The sequence below is a fragment of the Streptomyces sp. TAA040 genome (assembly GCF_000424845.1).
In genome coordinates this window covers 124,996-140,889 of the sequence record NZ_AUKR01000017.1, presented here as the reverse complement: position 1 = coordinate 140,889, position 15,894 = coordinate 124,996, and the positions used below count along the sequence as shown (strand labels likewise).

Here is a 15,894-nt window from a genome sequence, read left to right as displayed (position 1 = left end):
AGGGTGCGGCTTGTTCGGCAGTGAGGCTGGTGACCGCGTAGATGGTCTTGAGGCTGATCTTCCCGGTCTTGCGGTGGACGCGCCGTCGGACGATCTGGACGGCTTGGCGGGCGCCGGGGAACAGCAGGTTGTTCACGGTGCAGACCTTGAGCCGTCGGATCTCGTGGCGGCCGTGGCCGGTGCTGCGGGTGCGGTCCTGGAGCGGGATCTGCTTCCAGGGAAGGGACTTGAGCTGCTTGCGGAGCTTCTTCTGATTGCCCTTCGCGATCACGATGTAGTGGGCTTTCCTGTTCAGGAGGTAGTCGGCGTGGTCGTGCTGGGTGTGCAGCCAGGGCTTCGGCGTAGTCGGCTGGTGCCCGCTTCCTGACGGATGACCAGATCGGGCGGGGTCGGGTGCAGAACAGGCACGGACGCCCGTGATCATGGAGTTCTCTACGCTCTGTGATCCTGGGAAGTCCGTGCCTGCCGACGCATCATCCCTGATCCCCCCTGCCCTGGACCAACCCGGCCCCCGTCCGGGAGCCGCCCCCAGGGAGATCCCCGACCTGCTGGAATGCCTCGCGCAGGTCCCCGGTCCGCGCGATCCCCGCGGAGTACGGCATCCGCTCGCCGCGGTGCTGGCCCTGACCGCCTGCGCGGTCCTCGCTGGCGCGAGGTCGCTGCTGGCGGTGAGTGAATGGGTGGCCGATGCCCCCGAAGGACTCCTCGAGCGGCTCGGTATCCGCGTCGACCCACTCTTCCCGAAACGCTCCTGGCCTGCGGAAACAACGATCCGCAGAGTCCTGGCCCGAATCGACGCGAACGCCCTGGACCGGGCGGTCGGGGCCTGGCTTGCCAGCCGGCAGCAGGACGCGGGCGGATTGAGAGCGCTGGCCGTCGACGGGAAGTCGCTGCGGGGCGCCGCCCGCGCCAAGGGCCGGAGAATCCATCTCCTGGCCGCCTGCGACCACGTCGGCGGGCTGGTTCTCGCGCAGATGGACGTCGGCGAGAAGGCCAACGAGATCACTCGGTTCCGACCTCTGCTGGATACGCTGCCCGACCTGTCCGGCACCGTCGTGACCAGCGATGCCCTGCACACTCAAACCGACCACGCCACCTACCTGCGCGGGCGGGACGCCCACTACATCGTGATCGTGAAGCGCAACACGAAGAAGCTACGCGCGCAGCTCAAATCCCTTCCCCGGAAGCAGATTCCGCTTCAGGACCGCATCCGCACGACCGGGCACGGTCGCTGTGAGATCCGCAGGCTGAAGGTCTGCACGGTGAACAACCTGCTCTTCCCCGGTGCCCGTCAGGCCGTCCAGATCGTCCGCCGCCGCGTGAATCACACGACGGGGAAGATCAGCCTGAAGACCGTCTACGCGGTTACCAGCCTCGCCGCGGAACAGGCCCCGCCCGGCTGGCCCCACTGATCCGCGGGCACTGGACGGTCGAGGCCCTGCACCACGTCAGAGACGTCACCTTCGCCGAGGACGCCTCCCAGTTGCGGACCGGGAACGCACCCCAGGCGATGGCGACGTACAGAAACCTCGCGATCGGAGCCCTCCGTCTCGCCGGCGTTCGCAACATCGCCGCTGGCCTCCGCCGGACAGCCCGGGACCAAACCCGCACCCTCACCTATCTCGGTCTCACGTGATCGAAAAGGACGAGGTCTGACGACGCCGTAGCCCTGCCATCCCAGCCCCTGCTCCCTCGTCGTGCCGATGCGACGCGGCGAACCTATCGCGGCGTCAGGGTCGCGCCCCGCCTTCGGGCGGCCGCGGCCCGTCGTCACCGGCGCGGCACACCCGGCGGGCGGCGACGGCACGTCGCACCGGGTACCAGGCGGCGCCCGCCACCAGCACCGCCGCACCCGCGAGGACCGAGCCCGTCGGCAGTGCGAGGGCGAGCAGCGCACAACCGGCCAGCCCCAGCACCGGCACCACCCGCGGTGGCCGCCCCTCGGCAGCGGTGAGGGTCCGGGCGGCGGCGTTGGCGACGGCGTAGTAGACGAGCACGCCGAACGAGGAGAAGCCGATCACCCCGCGCAGGTCGGCCGTCGCCGCCACCACCGCTACCACGGCGCCGACCGCGAGTTCCGCGCGCTGCGGGACCCGGTACCGGGGGTGCACGGCGGACAGGCCGTGCGGCAGATGCCGGTCGCGGGCCATCGCCAGCGTCGTACGGGAGACGCCGAGGATCAACGCGAGCAGCGAACCGAGCGCCGCCACGGCCGCCCCCGCGGTCACCACCGGCACCATCCCCGGCGCACCGGCCGCCCGGACCGCGTCCACCAGCGGTGCACCGGAGCCGCCCAGCCGCGCGCTGCCCAGCACGGCCAGCACCGCGGTGGCGACCGCCGCGTAGACCGCCAGCACGATGCCCAGGGCCAGTGGCACCGCCCGCCGGACGGTCCGGGCCGGGTCGCGCACCTCCTCGCCCAGGGTGGCGACGCGGGCGTAACCGGCGAAGGCGAAGAACAGCAGCCCGGCGGCCTGGAGCACACCGCCGAAGGACGCGCCCTCCGTCCACCCGCCCAGCCGGGCCGGCCGGGCGTCTCCCGAGAGCAGGCAGACGGCGACCACGGCCGCCAGTACGGCCAGCACCACCGCCACGATCACCCGCGTCAGCCGGGCGGCCTTCCGTACGCCGAAGCAGTTCACCGCCGTCAGCGCCACCACCGCCGCGACCGCGACCGCGTGCGCCCGCTCCGGCCACGCGTACGAGCCGACCGTGAGGGCCATCGCCGCGCAGGAGGCCGTCTTGCCGACCACGAAGCTCCAGCCGGCGAGGTACCCCCAGAAGTCCCCGAGCCGTTCCCGGCCGTGGACGTAGGTGCCGCCGGACGTCGGGTAGCGCGCGGCGAGTCGCGCCGAGGACGTCGCGTTGCAGTACGCCACGGCCGCGGCCAGCGCCAGACCGAGCAGCAGACCGGATCCGGCCGCCCGCGCCGCCGGGCCCAGGGCGGCGAAGATCCCCGCTCCGAGCATGGCGCCGAGGCCCACCAGCACCGCGTCCGGTACGCCCAGTCGCCGGTCCAGCTCCGCGCCGCCCGGTCCGCTCCCCTTCGGTGCCTCCACCGTGGACCCCGTCCGCTCGTGACCGCCCCGCCCCGCGGCACTCCGGGACGTTGTTCGCCCGGACGTCGGAAGCCCGGTGCGGGGGCGGTGCGGAGGCCGCCCACCCTCCGGCTCTCTGCCGCCACTCCGCTCCGTCCTGGTTGCCCAGGGCCAGATCGACCACCATGATCCCCACGTCCGCGGGGGGCCACCCGGAAGGCGAACCCGACGCAGTCTTCCATGGGGACCGCGCGGACGCGCTGGCCTGAGCCCGCACAGGGTCGCGGCGTCGGCGAGCAGCACGACGGGTGAGCGGGGGCATGAAGCCCCGCCGTCGCGGGAACCCGGTCCGCCCGGTGGGCGCGCACGCGGCCGCCGGACCCGACGGCACGCGGAGGGAGCCGGCATGGGCAGCACGGGCGACGGGAACACCGAGTACGGCAGGAAGGTCTTCAAACGGTCCAGGAGCCACTTCACCGACCGGATCACGGCGGCCGGGGAGGACGGCTGGCCGGTCGAGTCGGAGCGGTACCGGCTGGTCGTGAGCCGGGCCTGTCCGTGGGCGAGCCGGGCCCTGGTCTCACGCCGGCTGCTGGGCCTGGAACCTGCGCTGTCGCTGGCCGTGGCCGACCCGATCCAGGACGACCGGAGCTGGCGGTTCACCCTCGACCCCGACGGACGGGACCCGGTGCTCGGCATCCGCTACCTCGCCGAGGCGTACGAGGCGCGGGAGGCCGACGCGCCCGGCGGGGTGAGCGTACCGGCCGTGGTCGACGTGCCCAGCGGGAAACTGGTGACCAACGACTACCCCCAGCTGACCCTGGACCTGGCCACCGAGTGGACCGCCCTGCACCGCTCCGGAGCCCCGGACCTCTACCCGGAGCCGCTGCGCGACGAGATCGACGCGGTGATGGAGGGGGTGTACAGGGACGTCAACAACGGTGTGTACCGCGCAGGGTTCGCCATCGGGCAGCGGGAGTACGAAGCGGCGTACGCCGACGTGTTCCGCCGGCTGGACCTGCTCTCCGAGCGGCTCGCCACCCGCCGCTACCTGGTGGGCGACACCGTCACCGAGGCGGACATCCGGCTCTTCACCACGCTGGTGCGCTTCGACGCCGTCTACCACGGCCACTTCGCGTGCAACCGCTCCAAGCTCGCCGAGGACCCGGTGCTCTGGGCGTACGTGCGCGACCTGTACCAGACGCCCGGCTTCGGCGACACGGTCGACTTCGACCACATCAAGCGGCACTACTACCTCGTGCACACCGGTATCAACCCGACGGGCATCGTGCCGGCCGGACCCGACCTGTCCGGCTGGCACACCCCGCACCACCGCGAGCAGTTGGGCGGCCGGCCGTTCGGTGACGGCACCCCGCCGGGCCCGCCGCCCGAAGACGAGCGGATCCCGGCCGCCGGACGCCCCTGACCCCGGACGCCTCGGTGCCCGGTGCCCCTGAGCCCCGCGTGCCTCAGCCCGGCGTGCCGGCGTCCCCGGCCTCCCGCCACCACGGCGGCTCGGCGGGGGGCGCCGCGGGAGCGGTGAGGAGCACGGCCCGTGCGACGCGCGGTGTGAACAGCACCGTCAGCGGCGCGGAGAGGTCGAGGGCCGAGCGGAAGGCGCGGCTGACCACCGGGTCCGCGGCGGCCCGCTGCTGCACCCGGGCCAGGTACCAGTTCACCGGCCGGTCGGCGGCCCGGGTCCCGGCGGCGTTGCCGACGGCGCCGGGCATCTTCTTGTCGGCCCCGGCCGAGATGTCCCAGGCCTGCCGCGCGGCGCGGGCGAGGACCCGCTGCACCCGGCGGGTCGTCGGCGTGCGGCGGTCCGTCAGCGCGCCGCGCAGCGCGAGGGCGCTCTGTGCGGCGACCGCCATGCCCTGCCCGTAGATCGGGTTGAACGCACAGAGCGCGTCGCCGACCGCGAGGAAGCCGGCGGGGCGGCGGCCCGGACGGTCGTACCTGCGGCGGACGTTGGCGGTGTTGCGGTAGCCGTGCGGCGGTCCCACCGGTTCCGCCTCGCGCAGCCAGGCGTGCACGAAGGAGTGCGGCAGCCGCTCCGCGTACGCGGTGAACGCCTCGTCGGCGACCGGCGGTTCGCTGCCGCGCAGACCGGACAGGGTGACCAGCCAGCGGTCGCCCTCGGTCGGGAGCACGACGGCTCCGTAGACCTGGTCGGGCTGCGGCACCACGTAGTAGCCCAACGCGTCGGTGCTCGCGGTGACGCGGGCGCGGTCGGCACCTGAGGGCCCGCGGCAGAGCCGGCTGGTGTAGGCGAGCCCGGTGTCCAGGGTCTCCTCCTGAGCCGGATCCGCGCCGAGGGCCCTCAGCCAGGCGGCGGCCCGGGAACCGCGGCCCGAGGCGTCCACCACCAGGTCGGCGGCCACCGTGCGGGTGACACCGGAGGCGGCGGCGCCGCGCTCGCGGAGTAGCACACCGGTGGTACGCGCGGCGGTCCCGGCGAGCCCGACCACCTCCGTGCCCTGGACCGTTTCCACCCGCGGGTCGGCCAGCACCCGGCGCCGGACCAGCCACTCCAGCAGCGGACGGGACGCGGTGAGGAGGTGCGCCGTCGCCGGAGTGCGCCGGAACCAGTTGCCGGACTGCCACTGCACCATGTCCTCGGGCATCCCCACCCGGGGAGCGCCGTGGGCGAGCAGTTCCTCCGTGAGGCCGGGGAGCAGTTCCTCCAGTGCCTGCTGGCCGCCGCGCAGCAGTACGTGGGTGTGCCGGTCCTGGGGCACTCCGGCACGCCGCTCCGGTGCGGACGGCAGCCGGTCGCGCTCGATCACCGTGACCCGGTCGCAGTGGTCGGCGAGCACCCGGGCTGTCAGCAGCCCCGCAAGGCTGCCTCCGACGACGACGGCGCCGCGTCCCCGCCGTCCGGGCCCGTCGGTCGCGTCCCACCGGTCCGTCGGCGCGGTCGCCGCATCCGCCGAATCCACCATGCCTGCTCCTTTGGTCCATGTGCCGGTCCCCCCGCGGTGCGGCCCCAGTATGGGCCCGGTGTGGCGGCGGAGTTGCCCCCTGCGCCGACCACTCCGGAGGATTCCGGCCGCCCCTCCCGCGCCCCCGTCCGTCGCCGCACGCGTGAACGCTCTCCGCGCCCGTCCACCCGCACGTGTGAACGGCTCCGGCCTCCCCCGTGCGGAACGGGGGAGGCCGGAGCCGTTGAGGAGCGGGACCGTGGCCCGGGCCGGTGGCCGGACTCAGTCGAAGGGCTGGAGGGTGATCGTGGTGCTCTGCGGGTCGCCGTCGTGGACGAGCGACTCGTGGTTGCCGACGTCGTCGAAGGCGAAGGCGTACGCCTTGCCGTCGACCATGGCGTCGTGCACCAGACGGGCGTACTCGTTGGTGACGTCGTCCTGGTAGAAGCCGTCGGAGCTGGCGTCCGGCTGCTCGGAGTTGGTCAGCAGCGTGGTGCGGTGGAAGCCGGCGCACAGGGTGCGCGAGATCGGGCCGCGGACGTTGTCGTTGGGCGCGTCCAGTTTCTTGTGGCAGCCGAAGATGCTGTCGCTGTCGGGCTTCTCGAAGCTCGTGACGACCGCACCGGAGTCGTCGGTGAAGTTCATGACGTCACCGGAGACCCTGCCGTAGTACCTGGTGTCCGGCTCGTGCGAGAACGGGGTGACCGTCAGGGTGTCGCTGCTGTAGCGGTCCCAGACCCGGTTGACGTAGTCGTCCATGGCATCGGTGGGGATGTCGCCGATGCCGATCCCGTGGCCGGGGGAGAGGGCGCGCAGCACCGTCCCGTCCTCGCGGGTGTGGATGAGGTCCGACCAGCCGTCCAGGCTCCGCAGCGAGTCGAAGAAGTCGTTGTAGGCGCCGGGCTTGAGCACGCCGGTGGTCTTGGTGCTTCCGTCGGAGCCCTCGACGCCCACCGAGTAGGGGGCCGAGAACATGTCCACCTGGGTGCTGTTGATCCAGACGCCCGAGTCGTTGAGTGTGTACTCGGTCCAGTTGAACAGCACGTCCTGGTTCGGGTCGCTCATGTTCTGCACCGCGGGCTGGACGAGTCCGCCGGTGGCGAGCTTGAAGGTGAGCTTCTCGCCGTAGGAGTAGTAGACCCGGCCGGAGAACTTCGGCAGGTCGAAGGTCATCGACTCGCCGGCGGCGGGGCCCTCCATGGAGGCGTCCGGCGCCTCGGCGGGCGGGTTGGCGCCCGCGGGCCAGGGGTGGAAGGTGCCGTTCTCGTCGGCCCAGCCCTGCTCGCCGGTCTCCAGGTTGGTGCCGATGTTGTAGACGTAGATCTGCTCGTTCGTCCCGGAGTTGTTCTCCAGGGTGATCGGGATCGTGTCCTCCACCGCGGCTTCCGCGTCGGACTGGACGCCGACAGCGGTGAATCCCGCGCCGGCGACCGTGGCCGCGGCCAGTGTCGCCAGGAGTTTCTTGGTGGCACGCACGCTGTTTCTCCTCGTGGGGGGTAGATGCGGGGAGCACAAGCGGTCTTCGGGGGCGGAAGCCGCACGCGTTCGTGGGGGAACGCGGCGGCCTCATCGCCTTCCGACGTCAACGACCGAAAGTGATGGCCCGGGTACAGCTTGAAGGGTGCACGCCCTCCGCAGGTTGGGAGCGCTCTCAGAATGTACGCGGTCAGGGGCGGTATGCGTCAAGCGGCGTGGACCCGTGGGATGTTCGCCCTTGTCCCGAGGCGGCGCCACCGGTGGACCGCCGGGACGCCCCGGTGCCGCCGCCACCTTCCGGTGATGGTGGCGCGCAGCCGTCGCCGCGACCCGCCGCGAGCGGCGCGCCCGCGACGCCCCTTCCGTCGTCCCGCCAGACGTCCCGTCCCACGTTCCGCCCTCCGTGGTTCCGTCCGCAGCGGTCCCGACCGCCGTCTCCTCCCCGCCGTTCCTCGCCGCTGCCCTGCCCGCGTACAGGGCCCGGCCGGGGTGACCTCGCGTCAGGACACCCATGCGTTCCGCATGGTTCCTTGCTGACGAATGGGACTGTCGGCGGATTCCGCCGGGTGACAGCGTCGTCACTGTCGCCGACCGAAGGAGTACGCGTGATCAAGGGCTACGCCGCCTTCTGCGACGCGGACCGGTACTTCTACGACGCACCGTACCGGCTGTCCGCGGACGGGCCGGGCCGCAGGGGCTCCCCGTACGCCCTGGCGACGGCGCCGGTGCCGGACGGCTGGCAGCAGCACCGCAGCGGCGACTGGCTCGCTCTGCGCCCCGTGGACTGCGCACTCCCCGCGCAGGGATGGAAGATCCACGTCTCCGCGTGCCTGGACAACGCCGAGTCGGTGCTCGCCCGCGTCGCCGACCACTGTCTCGCCCACCGGATCGCGTTCAAGTTCGTGCCCAGCCGCTACCTGCTGCACGCCCGCAACGCCAAGTACGCCGACCGCGCGTCCAGCGGCAAGTTCATCACCGTCTACCCGGCCGACGACGAGCAGTGCCGGCGCACGGCCGGGGAACTGGACGCGCGGCTGGCCGGTGAGAGCGGCCCCTACATCCTCAGCGACCTGCGGTGGGGCGAGGGGCCGGTGCACCTGCGCTACGGCAGCTTCACCCGGCGGCACTGCTACGACGACCGCGGCGAGCTCCGTCCTGCGGTGCGGCACCCCGACGGCCGGCTGGTGCCCGACAGCCGCGGCCCGGCGTTCCACCTCCCCGAGTGGGTGGCGCTGCCGGAGTTCCTGCGGCCGCACCTCGACGCCAGGGGCATGGTGAAGGCGGCCGACCTGCCGTACACCGTCGAGCGCGCCCTGCACTTCTCCAACGGCGGCGGGGTGTACGTCGCCCGGGACGACCGGACGGGTGAGCAGGTGGTGCTGAAGGAGGCCCGTCCGCACGCCGGACTCGCGGCCGACGGCGCCGACGCGGTCGCCCGGCTGGCACGGGAGCGGACCGCGCTGGAACGCCTGGCGGGCCTGGCCTGTACGCCGGAGGTCAAGGGAGGCTTCGTACTCGGCGGACACCACTTCCTGGCCATGGATTTCGTCGAGGGCAAGCCGCTGAACACCTTCTTCGCCCGCCGGCACCCGCTGATCGACGCGGACCCCGACCCGGGAAGGCTCGCGGAGTACACCCGCTGGGCTCTGCGGATTCACGGCCTGGTCGTCGAGGCCGTCGCAGCGGTGCACGCCCGCGGGGTGGTCTTCAACGACCTGCACCTGTTCAACATCATGGTCTCCGAGGACGAGTCCTCCGTCTCGCTCCTGGACTTCGAGGCAGCCGCGCACATCGACGAGGGCACCCGGCAGACCGTCGCCAACCCCGCCTTCGTCGCCCCCGCGGACCGCCGCGGCTTCGCCGTGGACCACTACGCGCTGGCCTGTTTGCGGCTCGCCCTGTTCATGCCGCTGACCAGCCTCTTCGCCCTCGACCTGGAGAAGGCGCGGCACCTGGCCGACATCATCGCCGCCCACTTCCCCGTCGAGCGCTCCTTCCTGGACGAGGCGGTCCGTGAGATCACCGGCCCGGCCGCCCGCTCAGCCGAACGCGCCGGGCGGCCCCCCGAGGGCGCGTCCCGGCCGGCCGCCGCACCGTACCTGCCGGTGGAGCCCGGCGACTGGCCCGACAGCCGCGACTCCATGGTCCAGGGCATCCTCGCCTCGGCCACCCCGGAGCGCGAGGACCGGTACTTCCCGGGCGACCTCGCCCAGTTCACCTCGCCGGCCGGCGGACTGTCGTTCGGCTACGGCGCTGCCGGAATCCTGTACGCACTCGCCGGGGCCGGTACCCGTGCCGAGCAGGCGGAGGAGTGGCTGCTCCGCCGCACCGCGGAACCCGAACCCGGTACCCCGGTCGGCTTCTACGACGGCCTCGCGGGCATCGCCTGGACGCTGGACCGGCTCGGACACTCCGCCCGCGCCCTGGAACTCGCCGACGGCACGCTCTCCCGGCCCTGGGAGGACATCGCACCCGACCTGCACAGCGGCCTCGCCGGACTCGGACTGGCCCTCGACGCGCTCGGCACCTCCACCGGCGAACCGGGGTTGCACGGTGCCGCCCTGCGCTGCGCCGAACTGGTCGCCGACCGCGCACCCGCGCTCCCCGGCGCCGGGCTGCTGCACGGCTCCGCCGGTGCCGCGCTCCTCTTCCTCCGCCTGCACGAGCGCACCGGTGACGCGGTGCTGCTGGACCTGGCGGCGGAGGCGCTGCGGCGCGACCTCGCCCGGTGCAGACCGGGAGCCGGCGGAACCCTCCAGGTCGATGAGGGGTGGCGGACGATGCCCTACCTCGGCGCGGGCAGCGTCGGCATCGGCATGGTGCTCGACGACTTCCTCCAGCACCGCAGCGACGGGCAGTTCGAGCAGGCCCGGCACGACATCGTGCGGACCGCGCAGGCCACCTTCTACGCCCAGCCCGGCCTCTTCCGAGGGGCGGCCGGCATGGTGCTGCACCTGGCGCGGAGCACCGCGTCCGGGCCGGGAACCGAGCCCGCCGCCGTCCGGCGCCAGATCGACGCCCTCGCCCGCCACGGGGTGCCTTACCGCGGGCGGTTGGCCTTCCCCGGCGAGCAGATGATGCGGCTGTCGACGGACCTGTCCACCGGAACCGCGGGCTGCCTGCTCGCCGTCGGCAGCGCCGCGGCGGCCGGGTGCCTCGGCGCCCCGACCGGCAGCGCGGCGCCCTCCGAGCCGGCGCACCTGCCGTTCCTCCCGCCGCTCCGGCGGCCCACGAACCGGCCCCTGACAGGGGTCGCAACCGGAAGAAGTGTCCCCGTAATGGAGAGGAATCACCCATGACCCTTCTCGACCTGCAGTCGATGGAGACCCCGAAGGAAGAGACCACCGGCGACGTCGCCACCGGCAGCCGCGCGAGCCTGCTGCTCTGCGGTGACAGCAGCCTGAGCGTCACCACCTGCAACTGATGCGGGCGGTCGGCCGGTTGCCCATGCCGGTCGGCTGACGGACCACCCCGGCCCCGTGCGGTACGCCCGCCCGGGGCCGGGCCCGCCGCACCTTCGCATCACCGCACGGCTCGTCTGCACCGCACCGCACCTCAGCCTCGCCGCATCGCCGTCCCGCCCGCATCGCCGTCCGCTCTCGGCGGGCGCCGCCCGCGGTCCTGCGCCGCGGCCACCGCTCTCCGGGGCCGTCACCGCTCCCCGACCGCCGCCCCGCTACCGCCCCTTCCGTACGGACGAGGAGGACGCACCTCCGGATGACCTCCCCGAAGCCCTCGGCCGGCGGTACCCGCCTGCTGCGCGGCGCGGCCCGGCACAGCACCGGCCGCGCGACCGGCATCACGGTGTGCTCCACGGCCTCGGCTGCGGCCTCGCTCGCCGAACCCGCGGTGCTCGGGCACGCCCTCGATCTGCTGCTCGCCCGCTCGTCCGAAGCGACGGCCTGGGTCGCCCTGTGCACCGCGCTGATCGTCGCGGACATCGCCCTCGACGCCGCGGCCGCCCACCTCACCGGGACCACCAACGCCCGATCCACCGCCTGGGTCCGGGGCCGCAGCGCGGCCCGGCTGCTGGCCACCGCCCCGGAGCGCGCCGCGCGGTTCGCCCCCGGCGACCTCGCCACCCGCCTGAACGTCAACGCCGCCGAGGCCGGTACCCTCCCCGCAGTCGCCGCCGGGGCCTTCGCCACGCTGCTCCTGCCGCTGGGCGCGGTGATCGCCCTGTTCGCCATCGACCTGTGGACCGCGGCGGCCTTCCTCGCCGGACTCCCGTTGCTCGTCCTGCTGCTGCGGTCCTTCGCCCGGCACTCGTCCGACAGCGTCTCCCGCTACCAACAGGTGCAGGGGGACATCGCCGACCGCCTCGTCGAATCCCTGTCCGGCGCGTGGAGCGTCGCCGCCGCGGGCACGGCCGGACGGGAACGGGCCCGGGTGCTCGCGCCGCTGGCCGAACTCACGGGCCACGGGCGGCGGATGTGGCGGGTGCACGGCCGCGCGGTCGCCCGCAGCGGGGTCCTGATGCCCTCGCTCGTCTGCCTGGTCCTCGCAGTCGGCGGGCTGCGGCTGGAGGCCGGGGCGATCGGGGTCGGCGCACTCGTGGCCGCCTCCCGCTACGCGGCACTCGCCGCCGGGTTCGGTGCCGCGGCCGGCGTCCTCGCCGCCCTCGTGCGCGGCCGCAGCGCAGCCCGCCGGGTGCGGGCACTCGCCGAACTCCCGGCCACCCGGCACGGCCTCCGGTCCCTGCCGCCCGCGGGCGGCGGCGCGCTCGAACTTCGCGGCGTCGTGCTCCACCGGGACGGCGCGCCCGTGCTGCGCGGCATCGACCTGCTGGTACCGGGCGGGACCACGGCCGCCGTCGTCGGCCGGTCCGGATCGGGCAAGAGCGCCCTGGCCGCGGTCGCCGGCCGGCTCACCGACCCCGACCACGGCACCGTGCTGCTGGACGGGGTACCGCTGGCGGCCCTCACCCACGAGGCCCTGCGGGGCGGCGTCGGATACGCCTTCTCCCGTCCGTCCCTGTTCGGCCGAACCGTGGGGGACGCCCTCGCCTTCGGTGACCGCGCCCCGTCGGAAGCGGCTCTGCGGGCGGCCGCGCGTGCCGCCTGCGCGGAGGGGTTCGTCCAGCGGCTGCCGGCCGGTTTCCGGACCCGCCTCAGCGAAGCGCCCCTCTCCGGCGGCGAGTTCCAGCGGCTGGGACTGGCGCGCGCCTTCGCCCACGCCGGCCGCCTACTGATCCTGGACGACGCGACGTCCAGCCTGGACACCGTCACCGAGCGGGAGGTCCAGCGCGCGCTGACGGACCAGGTGGGCGGCGGCACGCGTCTCGTGGTCGCGCACCGGCCCTCCTCGGCCGCCCGCGCCGACCTGGTGGTCTGGCTGGACGACGGCCGGGTGCGGGCCGTCGGTACCCACCGCACCCTGTGGCGACACCCCGCCTACCGCGCCGTCTTCGCGTCCGCCGGCCCGGCCGTCGGTCCGGGCCCCGACCCGGCCCGTGGCCCGGCCACCGGCCCACATCCCGGCCCGCCCCCCGGTGCGGCCGGGCCGACGCGTTCCGGAGCCGCCGCCGGGCGGGTGGACGGCGCGGCGGAGCCGAGCCGTTGAGGGCCGCGGCGGGGCGGCGGGAGGTCGCCGCCGAGCGCGGCGCGCTGCGCCGGGTACTGCCCGAGGGACGGCGGTTCCTGCGGCCGCGGAGGCGCGTGCTGCTGCGATTGGGTGCCTGGTCGCTGCTGGAGTCGGTGCAGACTTTCCTGGGGGGATACGGCGTCGCCCGCGCGCTGGACGACGGTTTCCTCGCCGGACGCACCGGCGTCGGCCTGCTCTGGCTCGCGGTGGCGGTGGCAGGCGCCGTCCTCGGCGGTCTGGCCGTCCGCGGGGTCTTCGCCGGACTGGCGGACCTGGTCGAACCGCTCCGGGACGGGCTGATGCGCCGGGCCGTCTCGCAGGCGCTCGCGGCGGCGGTCGCCGACCCCGCCCGGGCGGACCGCACCGCGGTGTCGCGGCTCACCCAGCAGACCGAGATGGCCAGGGACAGCTTCGCCGGCCTCGTGCTCGCCGCCCGGTCCGTGGTCTTCACCGCCCTCGGCGCGCTGCTGGGCATGGCCTCCCTCGCCCCGTCGCTCCTACTGGTGGTGCTCCCGCCCCTGCTGCTCGGACTGCTGCTCTTCCTCGCCACGCTCGCTCCGATGGCGGCGGCCCAGCGGGCGTTCCTCGACGCGAACGAGGCCCTGTCCGCCCGGGTCGGCGAGGTGGGCGACGGCATGCGGGACGTGGTGGCGTGCGGGGGCGAGCGGCACGTCACCGACGGGCTCGGGGACCTCGTCGCCGCCGAGGAGCGGGTGTCGTTCCGGCTCGCCCGCTGGGCGGGGGTGCGGACGCTGGCCCTGGGGCTGGCGGGCCGCTTCCCCGTCGTCGCGCTGCTGCTGGCCGCGCCCTGGCTGCTCCAGCGCGGCGTCACCGCGGGTGCCCTCGTGGGTGCGCTGACCTACCTCGTGCAGTCCCTGCTGCCCGCCCTGCACACCCTGATGACCGCCCTCGGCGCGGCCGGGACGCGGCTGCTGGTGGTCCTGGACCGCTTCGTGCCCGCCTCCGCACGGCCACCCTCCGGGGCCCCTCCCGGGGACCGGCCGGCCGAGGCGGCCTCCCGGACGTCGGACGCCTTCGCCGACGTCCGGGAGGCCGCTGCCGACGCCGGACCGCCCGCTGCCGAGGAGCGACCGTCCGCCGCGGCCCGGCCCGGCCCGGCGGCGCGTCCGGCCCACCGGACGCCGGCGGCCGAGCTCCGCGGGGTCGCCTTCGCCTACGGTCCGCGAGCACGTCCGGTGCTGGACGGCCTGGACCTGGTGGTTCCTCCGGGGGAGCACCTGGCGGTGGTCGGCCCCAGCGGTATCGGCAAGTCCACGCTCACCGCGCTGCTCGCCGGACTCCTCCGACCGGCCCGGGGGACCGTCCTGGTCGGCGGCGCCCCCGCCCACCGGGCGGGCACGACAAAACCCGATCCGCGCCGCGCCCTGCTGCCCCAACAGGCCCACGTCTTCACCGGGACGGTCCGCGAGAACCTGTGCTACCTCGGCCCGGAGGCTTCCGCTGACCGGATCTCCGAGACGGTGGCCGCCTGCGGACTCGACGCCCTGCTGGACCGCATCGGCGGCCTGGACGCCGTCGTCGACCGGCGCCGGCTCTCCGAGGGCGAACGCCAGCAACTCGCCCTCGGGCGGGCCCATCTGAGCCCCGCTCCGCTGCTCCTGCTGGACGAGGCGACCAGCCGGCTGGATCCGGAGGCCGAGGAGAGGGCGGAACGCGCGCTCGCCGCGCGGCCGGGAACCCTGATCGTCGTCGCGCACCGCATCTCCTCGGCCGTGCGCGCGGACCGGGTCCTGGTCCTGGACGGCAACCGGGCCGTCTGCGGTCCGCACGACGAACTGCTGGCCCGCTCAGCCCTCTACCGCGATCTCGTCGGTCTTCCCGCCCCCGCCCCCGCGCCTGCCCCCGACGCGGGCTGAGGCGGGGACCGGGCGGCCGTCCCTGGCCGGAACCCGGGCCCCGGGCCGGCCATTGGGGACCGCCCCGAGCGGCCGGGAGGCGGTCAGACCCAGCCCTCCCGCTGCGAAATGCGAATCGCGTCGATCCGGTTGCGCGCCCCCACCTTTCGGGTGGCCGCCGCCATGTAGTTCCGCACCGTGCCGTTGGTCAGATGCAGGCCGCGCGCTATTTCGTCGATCGAGTCCCCTTCGGCGGACCGGGACAGCACACTCAGCTCGCGTGCGGTGAGCGGCATGCGGGCGGCTTCCAGCAGACCGTGGGCGAGCGACGCGTCGACGAACCGCTCGCCTGCCGCCACCTGCCGTATGCCCCGCACCAGGCGCCCGGCGGGGCCGTTCTTGTCCACGAATCCCAGAGCCCGCGCCTCGTGGGCTCTGCGCAGTGCGCCAGGTCTGGCCGCCGACGCGAGCACCAGCAGGGACGTGCGCCGTTCCGCCTTCGCCCCGCGGGATGCCGCCGCGAACATGTCGATGGCTCCCGGGCAGTCCAGATCCACCACGCACACGTCCGGACTCAAGGATTCCGCATATCTGTCCGCCGAGTTCCAGCCGGATGCGAACACCTCGAAGGACCGCTCCGATTCCAGTAGTGCGCCCAGTGCCGAACGAAGAAGTTTCACGCTGTGCAGTACGAGAACCCTGGTCATGCTGTTCCCTCCCCGAAAGCAACGTGCGCGCATGTCATGGTGCCGTGCTCATTCCACTTCATCCCGAGTGCCCGGAGTGGGGTTATCCGAACACTGATCCGCGCCAACCGGGGTGCTCGGCAACATTCAGGGGGCGCATTCCGCGTATGAATGCGCCGGGCGCACCACACATTGGCGCGATTTCTCGACCAGCGGCCGAATACCGCGCCCGCGACCGGAGCGAGCCACGCCGGGGGCCGCCCCTGGTGGCAGGTGGGGGCGCCGGGCGGGGGCGCTCGGGGACGGTTTTCCGGTTTCCGGCCCGCCGTCATCG

Annotated in this window: 10 protein-coding genes and 1 pseudogene; 6 read left to right on the top strand and 5 right to left on the bottom strand. The window is 74.1% G+C overall.

The window, feature by feature from the left end; genetic code table 11:
* Positions 1-424, bottom strand: a pseudogene (locus tag H300_RS27360) (hypothetical protein); the annotation flags it as partial.
* Here H300_RS27360 and H300_RS29365 point away from each other — a divergent pair.
* Entirely contained in the window at positions 423-1,412 is a 990-nt protein-coding gene (locus H300_RS29365; protein ID WP_486583914.1) for an ISAs1 family transposase, read from the top strand. The pseudogene H300_RS27360 and the gene H300_RS29365 sit on opposite strands and share 2 nt — an antisense overlap.
* A 318-nt stretch (positions 1,413-1,730) precedes the next feature.
* Here the strand turns inward: H300_RS29365 and H300_RS27350 are convergent, their stop codons facing one another.
* The gene (locus tag H300_RS27350) at positions 1,731-3,059 is read right to left on the bottom strand and encodes an APC family permease (protein ID WP_051270114.1); all 1,329 of its coding nucleotides are present in this window, start codon (positions 3,057-3,059) and stop codon (positions 1,731-1,733) included.
* A 385-nt stretch (positions 3,060-3,444) separates the two neighbouring features.
* On the opposite strand from H300_RS27350, the gene H300_RS0116685 reads away from it, so the two are divergent.
* On the top strand, positions 3,445-4,464 hold the full coding sequence (locus H300_RS0116685) for a glutathione S-transferase C-terminal domain-containing protein (RefSeq protein ID WP_028428339.1): 1,020 nt from the start codon (positions 3,445-3,447) through the stop codon (positions 4,462-4,464).
* Between the two features lie 43 nt (positions 4,465-4,507).
* Here H300_RS0116685 and H300_RS27345 read toward each other — a convergent pair whose 3' ends face one another.
* Positions 4,508-5,980: an FAD-dependent monooxygenase gene (locus H300_RS27345; RefSeq protein ID WP_051270113.1), complete on the bottom strand. Its 1,473-nt coding sequence runs from the start codon at positions 5,978-5,980 to the stop codon at positions 4,508-4,510.
* Positions 5,981-6,241: 261 nt separating this feature from the next.
* Positions 6,242-7,435, bottom strand: a complete 1,194-nt coding sequence (locus H300_RS0116675) for a glycoside hydrolase family 64 protein (protein ID WP_028428338.1) — start codon at positions 7,433-7,435, stop codon at positions 6,242-6,244.
* A gap of 605 nt (positions 7,436-8,040) precedes the next feature.
* Here H300_RS0116675 and lanKC point away from each other — a divergent pair.
* From lanKC to H300_RS0116655, 4 genes are all read left to right on the top strand, one after another.
* Positions 8,041-10,734, top strand: a complete 2,694-nt coding sequence (gene lanKC, locus H300_RS27340) for a class III lanthionine synthetase LanKC (protein ID WP_051270112.1) — start codon at positions 8,041-8,043, stop codon at positions 10,732-10,734.
* Entirely contained in the window at positions 10,731-10,859 is a 129-nt protein-coding gene (locus H300_RS0116665) for a SapB/AmfS family lanthipeptide (protein ID WP_028428337.1), read from the top strand. The genes lanKC and H300_RS0116665 overlap by 4 nt, the downstream gene beginning before the upstream one ends.
* A 293-nt stretch (positions 10,860-11,152) precedes the next feature.
* Positions 11,153-12,997 (top strand): ABC transporter ATP-binding protein, encoded by a 1,845-nt coding sequence (locus tag H300_RS27335; protein WP_078516071.1) that lies wholly within the window; start codon positions 11,153-11,155, stop codon positions 12,995-12,997.
* Positions 12,994-14,895, top strand: coding sequence for an ABC transporter ATP-binding protein (locus tag H300_RS0116655; RefSeq protein ID WP_078516070.1), 1,902 nt, complete (start codon positions 12,994-12,996; stop codon positions 14,893-14,895). Before H300_RS27335 ends, H300_RS0116655 begins: the two co-directional genes overlap by 4 nt.
* 83 nt (positions 14,896-14,978) lie before the next feature.
* Here the strand turns inward: H300_RS0116655 and H300_RS0116650 are convergent, their stop codons facing one another.
* Positions 14,979-15,581 (bottom strand): response regulator transcription factor, encoded by a 603-nt coding sequence (locus H300_RS0116650; RefSeq protein ID WP_028428335.1) that lies wholly within the window; start codon positions 15,579-15,581, stop codon positions 14,979-14,981.
* Between the last annotated feature and the right edge of the window lie 313 nt (positions 15,582-15,894).